Source organism: Sessilibacter corallicola (assembly GCF_021290925.1).
Taxonomy (GTDB): Bacteria; Pseudomonadota; Gammaproteobacteria; order Pseudomonadales; family Cellvibrionaceae; genus Sessilibacter; species Sessilibacter corallicola.
This window is the reverse complement of record NZ_JAJSLX010000002.1, coordinates 1,321,906-1,338,896: the sequence shown is the minus strand read 5'-3', so window position 1 is coordinate 1,338,896 and position 16,991 is coordinate 1,321,906. Positions and strand designations below refer to the sequence as shown.

The window sequence follows — 16,991 nt, the reverse complement described above, 5'->3', positions numbered from 1 at the left end:
AGTAATATTTTGCGGATTATTTTTCATCTCAATGCACCGATTTTTGGCTAGAGCCTACTACGTAAATGGGCGTTGCGTAGATAAGCATTGAGTAAAAATGAAAAGTTGAGAATTGTGAACCGTTTGATTTAACAATCTCTGTCGATAACTAACATTCCACTTTTCTCATGCTAACATAAAGCTAGTTGGATGTTAGAATTTCTATAGAGTTTCCAATAAGTTAATCAATTATTTTAAAGTGTACTGTTATGGCCACCAGGACTCATACAATCTCGTTATCCAATCCCAAATACAACCGACGTATTTTCGCCCCGGTGCTCAGTGTTTTTATTGCAATGCTACTGCACTCAACTACCGCTTTTTCACAAACGGTTGCTATTCCCGTTGGCACGCAGGGTCAAAACACAGAAGTTGAAGTTCCAACATTAGGTATGAGCATGGAATTTGTTCGCAGTGCTTTTGGCCAGGCAAACAGTGAGCAAGGGCCGGTTGGCAACCCGCCCATCACTATTTGGCATTACGACAACTATCGAGTTTACTTTGAGCACTCCATCGTGATTCACACCGTTATGATTCACTCGGGAAGTTAATCAACCCAATAGCTGATCAGAGCACTGGCGTTCATTGATGGCAAACTAGGCTTTATCAAGCGAACGCCAGATTACGGAATCGCCCGAGCTTTTCGCAACAGAATCCAGCGTTTGCTCATGCAAAGACATCTCAGATTGAGTAGCAAACAGCACTGGAGTCGGTGTTCGCGTAGATGGCAATCGACGAATTGACGAACCGCCTTGCACATTCCCACTTTCTTCTTGACCGCTTGCACTCAACCCCAATGAGGTCTGACCACCGGTCATCAACAAGTAGACATCCGCTAAAATCTCGGAGTCCAACAATGCGCCGTGCAGCTCGCGGGCGGAGTTATCGACAAAATAGCGTTTACACAACGCATCCAAGTTATTCTTTTGGCCGGGATGCTTTTCTCGCGCTAGCGCTAACGTATCGATAACCGAACAGTAGTCGGTAACGCTGCCAAGGTTGCGGTTGAGCAAACCAAATTCGTGATTGATAAAGCCGATATCAAACGGTGCGTTGTGAATGATTAACTCGGCACCTTTGATAAATTCTAAGAAATCTTCTGCAATTTCGATAAATTTCGGTTTATCTTCGAGAAACTCGTTGGTAATACCGTGAACGTCGATCGCTTCTTGCTCTACTTCACGCTCAGGGTGAATATACTGATGATAGTGGTTATGAGTCAGTTTTCTGTCTACTAACTCGACACAACCAATTTCAATAATGCGGTGGCCCTGCTTCGGGTCGATACCAGTAGTTTCAGTATCTAGAACTATTTGTCTCACGTAGGTTTTGCCCCAAAATGTAAAAGCTATTGACTCGTTAAGGTCTCAATACCCAAATTTGCTAATTCGTCAGCGATCTCGTTTTCTCTGTGACCAGCATGACCTTTAACCCAGTGCCATCGAATCTCATGACGCTGATTAAATTCATCCAATTGTTGCCACAGATCTACGTTTTTGACAGGCTTTTTGGCAGACGTTTTCCAACCATTTTTCTTCCAATTGTGAATCCACTCGGTCACGCCTTTGCGGACGTACTGCGAATCTGTTGTTAGATCGACTGAACACGATTCTTTTAAAAGCTTCAACGCTTCTATCGCGGCGGTTAGCTCCATTCGATTATTGGTGGTGTTTTGTTCACCGCCATGAATGGATTTTTCAGTGTCATTATAACGCAGCAAAGCGCCCCAACCACCGGGACCCGGATTACCTTTACAGGCACCGTCGGTGAAAATCTCAACGTTTTTCAAATTAAGTCCAAAATAGAGTTTTCTGTAAATAATGTAGGAATCAAAAAACTGCCGTTTGTTTTTAGCAGCTTACTTCTTGGCGGTTACTCGGGCGGATTCTGGAAATCTAGACGCCGATTTACCAACGGAGAAACCAGGAACCGCTCGACCTAAGCTCCAATTTTGTTTGATTGGAGTAATCGGGGCGATCTGCTTTCTTGCAATGATCATATAAAACCCACCAATGGGCGTCATTATCGGGGAACCTAACTTATCAAACCACTCCGTGTGTCTGAGAAAAAAGCGATTATTGACCGGCAATCGAAAAAAACCCCGTTGCAGTTTGAGCGGAGTAAAGTCTAAAAGGCGCAGCCAATCGGTAACCCTTGAGATTCTGATAGCGTGAGACTTAACTTTCGGATCACGTATAAACACTCTCGCCAATTGACGATAAACTCCCAAAATACTGTACGGATTAAACCCGATAACCACCATATACCCGTGCGGCGTTGTAACTCTGGAGGCTTCACGCAACAGACGGTGGGGGTCTTTGGAGAATTCTAAAATATGATGCAACAAAACGACATCAATGGATTCATCGGCAATCGGAAGGTGTTCAAACTCCGACATTGCGGTGTAGACCTTTCCATCAGTAGCCAACGGATGCAAGCCAAAGCAATGATTGATTTTGCTGTCGCCGTAAAGCTTCGCCCGCCGATCTGGGCTCAATTGCATCAAATGGTAGCCAAACAGGTACGAAAGCGCTGTATCGAGCATCTCTTGCTCGGCGCGCATTAAGCTCGAACCCAACGGTGATTCCAGCCATTCCTCCAAAGCCGGAGCCAATTCTTCGATGTCACTTACACCAAACCACCGCTCCAACCACTGACGCATGAAGTCAGGCAAGATCGACGTGCTTTGAGCGAAGAAATGTTTATCTGACATACACAATTATCAAATCGTGATTGAACATTGACGACTGTGTGATCCGTATCGTGTTAATTTAGTCACAAAATCACCTATGAATAGAATTTTGAATACTTATACTTATATTTATTACAATCATATAAAGTAACTATCGACTATTGAAATCGTGAATACAAGGGTTTGCATTACTTTTTGTTGGTACCCAGCAACCCCCGAGGAGAAGCCATTGAATTCTTTGACAAAACATCAGCCAAGTGCCATCACAGAATTAAATAACGTCACTGTTCGACCTATATTGGCGTACTCAGATAACTATATCTGGCTTATCGAAGATAGCCAAAGCAAACAATTGTGGTTAGTTGATCCAGGTGAAGCCACCCCTGTACTTAACCAGTTAGAAAGTTTTCCCGACCACACACTTGCGGGAATATTGATCACCCATCATCACGATGATCACATTGGCGGGATCAACAGCCTCCTAAATAAATACCCGGATACTCCTGTCTTCGGCATCCAAAGTAAGCGGGTTCCTCAAGTGACTGTGCCTGTCACGGAGGGAGAATCACTATCGCTCTCCCCCAATGTCACCTTAGAGGTTATATCGGTTCCGGGTCACACTCGTGATCACATCGTTTATTTCCGACCAGACGATCAACAGCCGTTACTGTTTAGCGGCGATACTCTGTTTGCCAGTGGTTGCGGCCGCCTTTTTGAAGGTTCACCCTCCGACATGCTCAGCTCACTCAAAAAGCTTCGCCAACTTCCTTCAAATACGCTGGTATTTTGCGCCCACGAGTACACTACGAGCAATTTAGCCTTCGCTGAAGCCGTGGAACCCAACAGCGCAGAAATACAACAGCGCATAGCGTCAGTTAATCAACTCAGAGAAAACGATCAACCTTCTATACCTACCGTCCTATCAACGGAGTTCGACGTTAATCCGTTTCTGCGTTGGGATCGTCCAAGCGTGATCGACAAAGCCTGTGAATTGGCGCAAGTGAAAAATTTGACGGAAGCTGAAGTATTCACAGAAATTAGAAAATGGAAGGATCGTTTTTAAGAACACCTAGGTCCAAGCAACAGTTTCTTTAGTGCTTTAACTTGTATAGCCGTAGATAATGTGATTTTTAATCACTTATAATCGTAAAAATGTGACGGCTATACACTTTTAGAAATGATCGATGCTTTGAAGCTCTATTCCTTCAACCGACGACTCACCTCTAAGCTAAGCCTGCCGAACTCAACTTTAACTACGTACTGAGAACTTTATCTCGCCCCAATAAATATAAATAGGACGTTTCGTTTTCGCATGCCCAGATTTCGAGTACTCGCCATTAATATCGCGCTTTGTTCTACATTAATTGCGTGTCAAAGTATTAATACCGATAAATTAGCCCACCAATCCAGCAGTGACATAAACGATGAACAGAATTTATCGGATAAAGTTGTTGGAGCAGACCAGTTAACTGAATTCGGACCTGATAAACACTGCTCTATTGAAGAATTCTCAACGGATGGATTTGAATTAACAGGAACAACCGATCTTTGGGAACGAATTCGTAAAGGCTTTGAACTCCATGAAGTCAATCACCCTCGAGTTGAAACTTATCTGGAGTGGTACATCAAACACCCCAAATATTTACAGCGCGTTGGTGAACGTGGCAGCGCTTATCTCCATCACATTACCTCTCGACTTGAAGAAGAAAATCTCCCTCTAGAACTCGCCCTATTACCCATTGTTGAAAGCGCATTTGATCCTTTCGCCTACTCTCACGGTCGAGCCGCAGGAATTTGGCAATTTATTCCGGGAACTGGAAAAGCCTACGGCCTGGATCAAAACTGGTGGTATGACGGACGCCGCGACATTGTCGCCTCAACCGAAGCTGCAATTCGCTACTTAAAATATCTCAATAAATTTTTTGACGGCAACTGGTTACACGCACTTGCCGCATACAACTCAGGAGAGGGAACGGTTAAGCGCTCTAAGCGAAAAAATCATCGTGCGGGAAAACCAACCGATTATTGGTCGCTAAGATTACCCAAAGAAACAGCCGCTTATGTGCCTCAGCTCCTAGCTCTTTCTAAAATCGTCGCAGATCCAGATAAATACGGCGTTACTTTGTACCCTATCGAAAACAAACCCGTATTTGAGGTTGTAAAAGTCGGAACGCAAATTGACTTATCACAAGCAGCCGATTTAGCAGGTATTTCTATCGATCGGCTTTATAAATTAAACCCGGGTTACAACCGATGGGCAACAACGCCAAACGGCAATAATCAACTTGTCATTCCGATTGAAAAAGTCGATATATTCACCGAAAGGCTGTCGCAGTTATCACCTCAAGAAAGAATTGGATGGGAGCGGTACAAAATTGTTTCTGGTGACTCACTGATTAAAATTGCAAAGAAATTTAATACAGACGTCTCAACACTCAAGTCGGTAAATAATATTCGCAACAATACTATTCGGGCTGGAGACGCATTAATGATTCCAGTTGCGAAGCAACCACTCAATCAATACACCCACAGCCAAGCACAAAGAACCACGCGAAAGCAAAGCTCTTCACCAAGCAATAAATCTCAGAAAGTTATTTATACGGTAAAAGCGGGGGATAGTTTTTGGACAATTGCAAAAAGATACGGTGTAAAGGTGAGAACTCTTGCAAGCTGGAACGCAATGGCGCCAACTGACCCTTTGCAGATCAATCAAAAGCTCGTCGTTTGGACCCACGCCAAAGTCAGCAACAGCAATTCGAACTTAGCGTTTAATCACAACAGCGATACCATCAGAAAGATTCACTACCGCGTTAGAAAAGGTGATTCGTTGGCAAGGATTGCACAAAAATTTAATTTAACCGTGCAAAAAATTAAAAGCTGGAACCAGGTTGCTCACAATAAATATTTGCAGCCCGGAGACAAACTCACCCTGTTTGTAAATGTAACGAATCTACAGTAATCCCAAATTACAGCCATAAAAAAAGTCGCCATAAAGGCGACTTTTTTATTTAACGTATTTATTTTTTGTTATTCAACGTTGGCAGCAGCAACAATGGCTTGACGAATATTTGTCAAATCAGAGTTTCCAAACGCTTGCCCAAGTTGTGCATTCACTGCCGCTAATTCTTGCTCAGATACAGACGTTAAATCACCTGCTTTTACAGAGCTGAGGCTGACCAAAGCAATATCGCCGGAGGTTAACTCAACCTTGTCAACAATTGGCGCATCAGCAGGTTTAGCTAAGCCAAACACGCCTTCTACCAATTCACGAGATAACTCAACATTTTGACGCTGAATATCTCTGGCTTCTTCAAGCTTGTATTCCATTGCAGTGGCCAATTCAGAAAAATCTTCGCCAGATTTGATTTTCGCTAGCACTTCTTCGCTTTGCTGCGCAAGCAACTCACTGGACTTAGCCTGCTTAACAGACTCAGCGACCGAATCTTTAACATCGTCTAAAGGCATAACTGCTTCAGGAGTATGACTGGTTACACGAATAACAACAGAAGAATCATCACCAAGACTGATAATATCGCTGCTTCGGCCGGAGCCAATTAATTCTTCGTTAAATGCCGCGTTTACGATTTCGGCATTGCCCGCTAACCCAACACCACCTGCAGAGGTGAATGGTTCTGACGTCCAAAGAGTTAATTCTAGGTCTTCAGCAACTGTAGATAAGTCAGATACATTGAACGATAAGTCTGCTAATGCCTCGGATTTATCAATGAATCGTGCTTCTGCTTCTGTTTGTTTTAAACGTTGAACAAGTTCAAAACGCATCTCTTCAAAAGTAGGTGCAGGCTTATCTTCGATAGCAGTGAGTTTAATAATATGGATACCGAAATCGGTTAATACAGGACTCGACACCTGACCGACTTCTAACTCTAACAACGCATCTTCGAATTCAGATACAAATGACTCACCCGATGTATAACCCACATCACCGCCGTTTTCTTTAGAGCCGAAATCTTGAGAAAACTCTTTCGCCAATACTGAAAATTCTTCGCCAGCATCCAGTCGAGATTGAATAGTGTCGAGTGTATCGTTATAGGTATCTAAAGACGGATCGAGAAGAATATGCGAAGCACGTCGTTGAGTGGTAGCTTGATACGTTGCTATTTCTATATCGTATTCAGCAAGCAAGGTTTCTTCGTCAACTTCAAAATCTGCCACTAAGTCTTGAGCATTCAACTCAATCGCTTCGATAGTGATTGTTTCAGGAGACAAATAATTCAGCTGATTTTCATCATAATAAGCCTGAATTTCTTCATCACTTGCCTCAACAGACGCTAGAAAATCGTCTCGCTTCAACAGAACATAGTCAAAGTCGCGCGTTTGCAAACCTAGCGCGGTCAAGAAATCTACTTCTTGCTTGAGCGCGAAGTTGGTTTGTCCAACCGCTACCGAAAATTGATTTAAGGTAACTTCTTCAGACAACAAAGATTTGTAGCCAGAAACGGTGTAACCAGTAGTTCGCAAAGCTTGAATAAAGCGATTGTTGTCAAACTCACCATCGATTTTAAAATCGGGTGAATCAACAATAATACTGTTCAGTTGTTGTTCGCTGGCCGCTAAGCCAGATTTGTCAGCGGCCTGAATTAAGGCTTTTCTTTGAATTAAGCTTTCAAGAACCGGTTGGCGTAAACGCTCATCGCTCAAAAACTCGGGTGGTAAATTGTCACCCAACTGAGCAATCAGTTGACGCTTTTGAATCTGAACAGCCTGATCTAACTCAATGCGAGTAATTGGCTCACCATTCACTTCAGCAACAGGTTGCGTGGTAGGGTTTTGAGTGAACAATGACTCAATACCAAAAAGCGCGAAAGGAATACAAATTAGGCCAACCAAAATGATGGCAACAGTCCCTTTTAAATTATCGCGAAATGATTGCAGCATGATAATTACCGTATTGATGTAGTTCAGTTAGAACTACCGTTTCAACAAAACTAAATGACAAAAAAAAGGCGCACGCAGTGCACCTGTCCTACAATACTATTCAAACATAAGTTTGTTATGTGTTTGTGTATTAAAGCAACCATAAAGTTCACTTAATACTACAGCCTGTACAAACAAAATAACTGAAAGCATTTTTGTATTCGTTATTGATCGGAAATTTATCAACAAATTCCGTCTATCCCTAACTTTGGCTCAGTACAGCTTACAAACACATTTGCTTTATACACAAATAAAGCGATTACTTTTAACCCTAAATACAACGCAAATATTTAACTGGCTTATCTTAAATTCCAGATTAATTCTTATATAAACCATGTTTTGAACAATGGTTATTATAATGTAGCTTATTACGAATACATAAGAGTCAATAATAAACTTAAGTGCCAACGCATTTGAAAAGGCGTATGACACAAGTCACTTTATAAATACAAGAACAAATAGTTACGGATAACGGTAAAGATACGCACTCAAATAGCTTTAAAAAAGATTGAGAGCATACCTTTAGAAATTTTGTATTTAATTAAGAAGGGTTAACAGCGTCTTTTAATGCTTTACCAGGCTTAAAGCTTGGAATCTTAGCCGCTGCAATTTCAATTGGCTCACCAGTCTGTGGGTTACGACCAGTACGAGCTGCTCGGTCTTTCACAGAGAAAGTACCAAAACCAACTAATACGACCTGATCGCCATCTTTCAGAGCATTGGTAACGGTATCTACCATTGCATCCAACGCACGACCAGCAGCTGCTTTAGGTATATCTGCTGATGCAGCAATGGCTTCGATAAGCTCTGATTTATTCACACTTTACCCCTCATTTTGATTGATCTTTACTTTTATCGCTATACATACTTGCTAGCAAAAACACCACAAGCCAGTATTTACACGGGCTTCAGCGAGAAGGCGTTTTATACCAACAGAGATTTACAGGGTCAAGGAACATACACATTAAAACGGTAAAAATCCGTAAAACTCTATATATATCGAGCAATAATTAATTTTTCTGTTGAACACATCAGAAAAAGTTAACTGAATTAAAATTGTTACTTTATTTACTATCAGTAAAATTCGACTGTTTTTCGCTCATTAATGAGAATTCAAATTCTTACTAAAAGCACCAATAAGATACATTAATTTAGAAATGGGACTGGCTATTGAGAAAAACGAAAATGTCGTGTGACAAAACCCGTACTATTTTTAAATTATTTTTATACAAACGTACAATTATTTTTATTGGGCTAGCATTTAATATTTCGATGAATGCTCAACAGCAATGACAACGAAAACAAAAATAAGTAAATATCGATAACAAACTAGATGTAACTTTATGTAAACAACGGGAGGATTAACTCCCGTTGTTCATTAAAACATTATGACTGCAGTCAAAAGTTGACTCAGTGTCGACTTGCCGGTTCAACACTAACAGAGTCTTTGCGCTTAGCTCGCTCTTCCAATGCTTGGTATTCTTCATCGGAAAAAGGCTCAGGCAAGTGAGTTAAAGCAACTTCTAACACTTGATCGATCCACTTAACAGGCTTAATAACCAAATCGGCCTTAATGTTGTCCGGGATTTCTTTCAAGTCTCGCTCATTGTCTGCAGGAATCAGTACGGTTTTGATTCCACCACGATGCGCTGCCAACAATTTCTCTTTTAAGCCGCCGATACGAAGTACTTCACCACGCAGTGTAATCTCACCTGTCATAGCAACATCGGCTCTAACAGGGATATTTGTGAGAACACTTACCAACGCAGTGCACATCGCAATACCGGCACTAGGACCGTCTTTAGGCGTCGCACCTTCAGGCACGTGAATGTGTAAGTCGGTATTCTCTGAGTAGTCTGGGGCAATCCCGAGAACTTGAGACCGAGAGCGAACAACCGTCATGGCCGCCTGGATAGACTCCTGCATTACATCACCCAGAGAACCGGTTTTAACCAATCTGCCCTTACCTTTCAGTGATGCCGCTTCAATGGTTAACAGCTCACCACCCACTTGCGTCCAAGCCAAACCGGTAACCTGACCGATTTGATTTTCTTCCTCGGCAACGCCGTAGTCGAATCGCTTAACGCCTAGGTATTTCTCAAGAACGTCACTATCGACCTCAGCACAGGAAGCGGACTTGTCTTTCACGTGTTGCGTAACAACCTTTCGACAAATTTTGGCGATTTCGCGGTCTAAGCCACGAACACCCGCTTCTCGTGTGTAATAGCGAATTACATCTCGTATCGCTGATTCGGTAATGTTTATCTCTTTAGCTTTAAGACCATTGCGATCAATTTGCTTTGGAATCAGATACTTAGTCGAGATATTTACTTTTTCATCTTCGGTGTAACCCGGAATTCGAATAACTTCCATTCGGTCAATTAAAGGACCAGGAATATTCATCGAGTTAGATGTACAAATAAACATCACATCAGACAGATCATAATCGACCTCTAAGTAGTGATCGTTAAAGCTGTTGTTCTGCTCTGGGTCTAACACTTCCAACAACGCAGAAGCGGGATCACCGCGATGATCCATACCCATTTTGTCGATCTCATCCAATAAAAACAGCGGGTTTTTCACACCAGCTTTTGACATTTTCTGGATGAGTTTACCAGGCAAAGAACCAATGTAGGTTCTTCTGTGGCCGCGAATCTCTGCTTCATCGCGAACGCCGCCTAAAGCCATGCGTACAAATTTACGGTTGGTTGCGCGGGCTATGGATTCACCCAATGAGGTTTTACCAACACCGGGAGGACCCACCAAACAAAGTACTGGGCCTTTTATCTTGCGAACACGTTTTTGTACCGCAAGATATTCCAATATGCGCGCTTTAACTTCTTCAAGGCCGTAATGATCTTTCTCTAAAATTTCCTCAGCGCGAGTTAAATCATTTCTAACTTTGCTGCGCTTTGTCCAAGGAACATTAAGCATCCAATCGATGTAAGAGCGCACTACCGACGCCTCGGCAGACATAGGCGACATCATCTTGAGCTTATTGAGTTCTGCCTTGGCTTTCTTCTCAGCTTCTTCAGGCATGCCTGAATCGGCGATTTTTTGCTCCAGATCTTCAAGCTCATTGGGTTCATCGCCCATGTCACCAAGTTCGCGCTGAATGGCTTTCATTTGCTCATTTAGGTAGTACTCGCGCTGACTTTTTTCCATCTGCTTTTTAACACGGCCGCGAATTCGCTTCTCGACCTGGAACAAGTCAATTTCTGCTTCGATTAGACCTAAAATGTGCTCTAGGCGCTCTCGCACACCCACCATTTCTAGAATCTCTTGCTTCTGATTCAGCTCGAGAGACATATGAGCAACGATGGTATCTGCCAAACGGCCCGGCTCATCGATGCCAGACAGAGAGGTCATAACCTCGGAAGGAACTTTCTTACTTAAATTAACGTACTGTTCAAATTGACTGAGTGCGGTTTTAACCAGAACTTCGCCTTCGCGCTCTGGAACATCCTCAGGAATTAAGTACTCAACGTTGGCTTTGTAGAAATTACCTTCACTTTCAATATCGGTAACTTTTGCTCTCTCGCCGCCTTCGACCAAGACCTTAACGGTACCATCAGGGAGTTTTAACAGCTGAAGAACGGACGACACCGTTCCTATTTCAAACAAACGATCAGGTGTTGGATCGTCGTCAGAGGCGTTTTTCTGAGCCAACAATAAAACTTGCTTATCAGTCGCCATTGCTTGTTCAAGCGCTTCAATTGACTTTTCACGGCCAACAAACAACGGGATCACCATATGCGGATAAATCACCACATCCCTTAGAGGCAACAGGGGAAGTCCGCGGCTGATATTTTCTGAGCTAGCTGAAGACATATATCAATGCCCCTCTTTTTATATATTCACAGTAATTCATCGAAAAAGACATTCCTGAGTTCTTTGGGCAAGCTAGACAGAATACAAGTCCAATAGAAAAGATATCGATGAAAATTTTGAATGCTATTTACGAAAAAGGGCCGAAAACGGCCCAGGTATAATATTAAAATGTATCAGTTCAGCAGTGGAATACCCGGTAACTGCTTGGGGGAATCCCCCTTCAGTTAATCATCCGAGATAGCTTTTTGAGAGTTATTCTCATAAACCAAAAGCGGTTCAGACTCGCCGTTGATGACACTTTCGTCTACGACAACTTTGACAACGTTTTCACTTGAAGGTATTTCGTACATCGTATCAAGCAACACGTTTTCCATAATAGAACGCAAGCCACGAGCACCAGTACGACGATCCATCGCTTTTTGAGCAACAGCTTCTAGCGCTTCTGGACGGAAATCGATCTCGACACCTTCCATACTGAATAACTTGCCGTATTGTTTCGTGAGCGCGTTTTTAGGTTCAGTGAGAATCTGTACTAAAGCTTCTTTACTCAATTCTTCGAGCGTAGCGATTACCGGTAAGCGACCGACAAACTCTGGAATTAAGCCGTATTTAACCAAATCTTCGGCTTCTAACTCTTTCAGCGCTTCGCCAAAGTTCTTGTTGTCTGAAGTGCTTTTTACCTGCGCACCGAAACCGATTCCGCCTTTTTCGGAGCGGTCTAAGATGACCTTGTCTAGACCTGCAAAAGCACCACCACAAATAAAGAGAATGTTAGAGGTATCTACCTGCAAAAACTCTTGCTGAGGGTGTTTACGGCCACCTTGGGGAGGAACAGATGCTACCGTTCCTTCGATCAACTTAAGCAACGCCTGCTGGACACCTTCGCCAGACACGTCACGAGTAATCGATGGGTTGTCAGACTTTCTAGAAATCTTATCGATTTCATCGATGTAAACGATGCCTTGCTGTGCTTTTTCTACGTCGTAATCACACTTTTGAAGTAGCTTTTGAATAATGTTTTCGACGTCTTCACCGACATAACCTGCTTCGGTAAGCGTGGTAGCATCAGCAATGGTAAAGGGAACATTGAGTAATCGGGCAAGGGTCTCCGCCAGTAGGGTTTTACCGCTACCGGTGGGGCCGACCAGTAAGATGTTACTCTTACCCAGTTCAACTTCGTCTTTGCTCTTTTTATTGTCAGAGCCAATTCGTAGTCGCTTGTAGTGATTGTAAACCGCGACAGAGAGAACTCTCTTAGCACGTCGCTGACCAATGACATATTGATCAAGTGTTTTCGCGATTTCCTCTGGAGTAGGAAGCCTATCGGAACTACCTTCTGCGTTGTTTTCTTGGATTTCTTCGCGAATGATATCATTGCAAAGATCGACACACTCATCGCAGATAAAGACAGAAGGCCCAGCAATCAGTTTTCTGACTTCATGCTGACTTTTCCCACAAAATGAGCAATAAAGAAGCTTGCCATTCTGATTGTCTTTATCATTACCGTGATCGGACATTAAATCACTCCATTTTTTCAACTAGTATCCAGAAAGATGCTAGCTTTAAACTGTTTTTGCAAGCCTTTGACTAAAAAATATATCAATTTAATACAATCAAAAGCAAAAGCCGCAGCTCTCACATTAATTAGTTAAGTTGGTAACAAACCATCAAAACTTAAAGCCCCTAATCTTTAAAACAAATTGTTCTAAACACCATTATTTGGGGCATTCATATACAAATAATAGATGATAATCAGCGGCTCACGCGTAACTTTCATTATAGATAGGTTTGGACAACCAGTTACGAGAATTATTCACCAATACGGCTTTCCATGACGGTATCGACCAAACCGTATTCAGCAGACTCAGCGGCACTCATAAAGTTGTCTCGCTCAGTATCTGCAGCAATCTTCTCAATTGATTGACCAGTATGGGCAGACATCAACTCGTTTAAGCGGGTACGAATGTTCAAAATCTCTTGCGCTTGAATGTGGATATCAGACGCTTGACCTTGAGCACCACCACTGGGTTGATGAATCATGGTTCTGGCGTTAGGCAGGCAGTAACGCTTACCTTTGGCGCCGGCGGTTAACAAGAACGCACCCATACTGCAAGCCTGACCGATACACATAGTGCTCACGTCAGGTTTGATGAATTGCATTGTATCGTAGATTGACAAGCCTGCTGTGACAGAACCACCAGGACTGTTGATGTATAAATGAATATCTTTATCAGGATTTTCTGCTTCTAAAAATAGCAGCTGAGCAACAACCAAGTTAGCCATGTGGTCTTCAACTTGGCCAACAAGAAAAATAATTCGTTCTTTTAACAAACGCGAGTAAATATCGAAAGAGCGTTCACCACGAGCGGTTTGTTCGATTACTACAGGAACTAAGCCAGAATTAACGGCGGCAATGGAATTTGGGGTAAGGATGTCTGACATATTAACACTCAATTCACTGACTATAGCGCATCAGAATGAAGCGCGCTTTTTCTCATGCACTCTTATGGAGTAACGGTTCGTGAAACGTAAATCGTTTACCAGCTTAACCCGAGTTTAAGAGATATTCCAGCAATGTATTAATATTTAGTGACAAAAAAGGCCGCTAATAATGCGGCCTTTGATCAAAAATCACCTTTATAAACAAATAGTTATCTAAACGCTAAAATAGACACACTATTTGGAAGGCTAATTATTGGTTAGCTGGTTTGATGACTTCTTCGTAACTGCTGTCTTTCTCTTCAACATTCGCTTTAGAAAGAACGAAGTCAACAACTTGGTCTTCAAGAACAACAGACTCAACACCAGCAAGCAATTGCTGATTGCCGTAGTAGTAGTTAACCACTTCTTCCGGCTGCTGATAAGTAGAGGCAATTTCATCAACCATTGCTTTTACTTTGTCTGCATCAACTTTGATTTCTTCAGCTTGTACGATTTCGCTAACAATCAGACCTAAAGCAACACGACGCTCAGCTTGCTCCTGGAACATAGTGTCTGGAAGCAAAGACTTAAGATCTAAATTCTGTGCACCACCGCCAAATTGCTGGGCAGTTTGCTGACGCAACGCATCAACTTCACCGGCAATCAACGCTTTTGGCAACTCAACTTCATGAGCGTCAACAAGCTTGTCCATTACTTGAGTTTTGAGCTTATTTTTAGCAGCGTTTTTCAGCTCACGCTCCATGTTGTTTTTAACTTCTTCACGGAACGCTTCTTCGGTTTCTACTTCAGTACCGAAATTCTTGAAGAATTCTGCATTAAGCTCTGGCAATTCTTGTTCGTTTACAGATTGAACAGTAACTTTAAATTCAACTGCTGCGCCTTTAAGATCTTCTGCGTGGTAATCTTCTGGGAAAGTCAGTTCTAGAACCTTCTCTTCACCAGCGCTCATACCAACAACGCCATCTTCGAAGCCAGGAATCATTTGACCAGAACCTAAAACAAGGTCTTGACCAGTTGCAGATCCGCCTTCAAACGCTTCTCCGCCTTTGGTACCTTCAAAGTCAATAACGACTTTATCTTCGGTTTTAGCAGCGCGCTCAACAACAGTCCAAGAAGCTTGTTGCTTTCTTAAAATGTCGACCATTTTATCTAGGTCAGCATCAGTCACTTCAGCGTTCAGCTTAGTGATGTCGTAACCTTCAACGCTGTTAAGAGTTAGCTCAGGGTAAACTTCAAAGGTAGCCACGTATTCGAAATCAGCGCCTTCTGCGATTTCTTTAGGCTCGATTGCTGGTTGACCAGCTGGCTTTAATTCTTCTTGCTGAACAGCTTCTGGGAAGGTTTTGTTGATCAGGTCACCCATCACTTCTTGGCGAACGCCAGCACCGAAGCGTTGCTTAACTACTTTTAGAGGTACTTTGCCTCGACGGAAACCGTTAAGCTGAATGGTTTTCGCTGCTTCTTTTAAGCGTTTTTCTACTTCACCATCCAATTGCTCTGCGGGAATACCCACAGTCATTTTACGCTCTAATCCTTCGGTGGTTTCGATTGAGACCTGCATGTTGATCCTCTAATAACTTGAACTCACAACCAGGAAGGAAACGCTCAACACACCTTAGCAATTCTTGATATTAGATTTTTCAGAAAAGCGATGCTGAAAATTCGGTTGTGAGAATATGACTAAGCACAAGGTGATACCATCAGCTTGTGCAAGAATTCAATATGGTGCGGACGGAGAGACTCGAACTCTCACACCTTGCGGCACCAGAACCTAAATCTGGCGTGTCTACCAATTTCACCACGTCCGCTTTGTTTCATTTGAAGCTATTCTATCATAAACCATTGATTTGGCTAGATATTTTTTTAAATTTCTGCGCTTTGCCTCAGAAGCGGAGCGCATTGTGCCACAGGAATTTAGAGGGTTCAACACTCAAATCACAGCGAATTGCATTTTTGTAAAAATTCTTTCATTTTGCTGAATTAATCGTCAACTACACCAGTAAAAATGCAGAAAAATCTATCAATTCGCTCAGACATCAATCACACACTAAAAAATAAAATTTAATCTAATTCGCAACCTTTGCTTCCCGAGAAGGATTTGTAGGTCAAAAAATGATAATGAAGATTATTTATTTCTATTTTCGGTCTTAGCGATAGCTGCAATACAGCCTACTGAGCCCGAATTTCTAATTCTAAACCCACGACCAACAGCAACATAAAAGCCATCGCCAGGGGCGAGCGTTTTAGTTTCTGCGCCAACGGTTATCTCAAGCTCTCCATCGAACACCACACCGGTATATTCTTCGGGCGATTTTATCAGCTCTTCCCCAGAATCCGATCCCGCCGGATAGAATTGCCACATTAACGACAGAGCACGTTTGGTTTTGTCTGCACCGACCAACTTTGATACATAAACACCGTCACCTATATCGGGCATATCGCAGGCTCGATAAAACGCATTGGTTGATGACTCCAAATCCAACCCAAAAAAATCTTCCAGTGAAATTGGTACGCCATCCAACACTTTTTTTAGCGACGCTACCGATGGGCTCACCCTGCCCTGCTCCATTTGCGAAATAGCACTGTTGGTAACATTCGCCCGGCGAGCTAACTCTCTTTGAGACCAACCATTAAGTTTACGAATTTGCTGTAAACGCTCTCCTACATCAGTCACTCTGATCATTCCCTATTTAGATGGTATTGATTTGAAAACATCTATCTAGAAATCATTAAAATCTTACGATTTACTTCAATCCAAATACCGCGAGCTTTAAAATCAACCCGATCAAAAGTAACCGCACCTGTTTTTACAGAAAGATTCCCGTCAATGTAATAATTTTTAGAGCGCACATAATTATGGAGCGCAACGTTTATAGCAAATAACAACATGAAATAAAAAACCATCATAAACGATCATTAGTGAAATGATTCATCCATTGGAACCCAGCCCGTTGCCAGTAAAATATTTCACGCAAACTTCTAGGATATTCGTGCTAATGTACTGTTCACTTTAAAAACATACAAATGTCGCAGAAAAAAGTCTCAGACAACT

At 42.4% G+C, this 16,991-nt stretch carries 13 protein-coding genes and 1 tRNA gene; 3 read left to right on the top strand and 11 right to left on the bottom strand.

The genetic code is table 11. The features are described from left to right. Positions 1–248: 248 nt before the first annotated feature. Positions 249–590, top strand: a complete 342-nt coding sequence (locus tag LU361_RS12980; RefSeq protein ID WP_233089259.1) for a hypothetical protein — start codon at positions 249–251, stop codon at positions 588–590. 45 nt (positions 591–635) lie between these two features. On the opposite strand, the gene dnaQ is transcribed toward LU361_RS12980, so the two are convergent. The 3 genes from dnaQ to LU361_RS12965 form a co-directional block, all read right to left on the bottom strand. Further along, a complete protein-coding gene (gene dnaQ / locus LU361_RS12975) occupies positions 636–1,361 on the bottom strand; it encodes a DNA polymerase III subunit epsilon (protein WP_233089258.1) in 726 nt (241 codons plus the stop codon). A 26-nt stretch (positions 1,362–1,387) separates the two neighbouring features. Continuing rightward, positions 1,388–1,828 carry a ribonuclease HI gene (gene rnhA / locus LU361_RS12970; RefSeq protein WP_233089257.1) on the bottom strand — a complete coding sequence of 147 codons (441 nt, stop codon included), beginning with the start codon at positions 1,826–1,828 and terminating at the stop codon, positions 1,388–1,390. A gap of 69 nt (positions 1,829–1,897) precedes the next feature. Continuing rightward, positions 1,898–2,752 (bottom strand): class I SAM-dependent methyltransferase, encoded by an 855-nt coding sequence (locus LU361_RS12965; RefSeq protein ID WP_233089256.1) that lies wholly within the window; start codon positions 2,750–2,752, stop codon positions 1,898–1,900. A gap of 208 nt (positions 2,753–2,960) precedes the next feature. Here LU361_RS12965 and gloB point away from each other — a divergent pair, with 208 nt between their 5' ends. Together gloB and LU361_RS12955 are read left to right on the top strand one after the other, a co-directional pair. Continuing rightward, positions 2,961–3,794, top strand: a complete 834-nt coding sequence (gene gloB, locus LU361_RS12960; RefSeq protein WP_233089255.1) for a hydroxyacylglutathione hydrolase — start codon at positions 2,961–2,963, stop codon at positions 3,792–3,794. A 249-nt stretch (positions 3,795–4,043) separates the two neighbouring features. Continuing rightward, positions 4,044–5,690 carry a LysM peptidoglycan-binding domain-containing protein gene (locus tag LU361_RS12955; protein WP_233089254.1) on the top strand — a complete coding sequence of 549 codons (1,647 nt, stop codon included), beginning with the start codon at positions 4,044–4,046 and terminating at the stop codon, positions 5,688–5,690. Positions 5,691–5,758: 68 nt separating this feature from the next. Here LU361_RS12955 and LU361_RS12950 read toward each other — a convergent pair whose 3' ends face one another. The 8 genes from LU361_RS12950 to LU361_RS12915 all read right to left on the bottom strand — a co-directional run bounded on the left by LU361_RS12950 (position 5,759) and on the right by LU361_RS12915 (position 16,613). Further along, the gene (locus tag LU361_RS12950; protein WP_233089253.1) at positions 5,759–7,627 is read right to left on the bottom strand and encodes a SurA N-terminal domain-containing protein; all 1,869 of its coding nucleotides are present in this window, start codon (positions 7,625–7,627) and stop codon (positions 5,759–5,761) included. Positions 7,628–8,207: 580 nt separating this feature from the next. After that, positions 8,208–8,486 carry an HU family DNA-binding protein gene (locus LU361_RS12945; protein WP_233089252.1) on the bottom strand — a complete coding sequence of 93 codons (279 nt, stop codon included), beginning with the start codon at positions 8,484–8,486 and terminating at the stop codon, positions 8,208–8,210. A 590-nt stretch (positions 8,487–9,076) separates the two neighbouring features. Continuing rightward, positions 9,077–11,497, bottom strand: a complete 2,421-nt coding sequence (gene lon, locus LU361_RS12940; protein WP_233089251.1) for an endopeptidase La — start codon at positions 11,495–11,497, stop codon at positions 9,077–9,079. Positions 11,498–11,721: 224 nt separating this feature from the next. Then, a complete protein-coding gene (gene clpX, locus LU361_RS12935) occupies positions 11,722–13,014 on the bottom strand; it encodes an ATP-dependent Clp protease ATP-binding subunit ClpX (RefSeq protein ID WP_233089250.1) in 1,293 nt (430 codons plus the stop codon). A gap of 292 nt (positions 13,015–13,306) precedes the next feature. Beyond that, positions 13,307–13,939 (bottom strand): ATP-dependent Clp endopeptidase proteolytic subunit ClpP, encoded by a 633-nt coding sequence (clpP, locus tag LU361_RS12930; RefSeq protein ID WP_233089249.1) that lies wholly within the window; start codon positions 13,937–13,939, stop codon positions 13,307–13,309. 250 nt (positions 13,940–14,189) lie between these two features. After that, positions 14,190–15,500, bottom strand: a complete 1,311-nt coding sequence (gene tig, locus LU361_RS12925; RefSeq protein WP_233089248.1) for a trigger factor — start codon at positions 15,498–15,500, stop codon at positions 14,190–14,192. A gap of 162 nt (positions 15,501–15,662) precedes the next feature. Beyond that, a tRNA-Leu gene (locus LU361_RS12920) sits at positions 15,663–15,747 on the bottom strand. 317 nt (positions 15,748–16,064) lie between these two features. Next, positions 16,065–16,613, bottom strand: a complete 549-nt coding sequence (locus LU361_RS12915; protein ID WP_233089247.1) for a helix-turn-helix domain-containing protein — start codon at positions 16,611–16,613, stop codon at positions 16,065–16,067. Between the last annotated feature and the right edge of the window lie 378 nt (positions 16,614–16,991).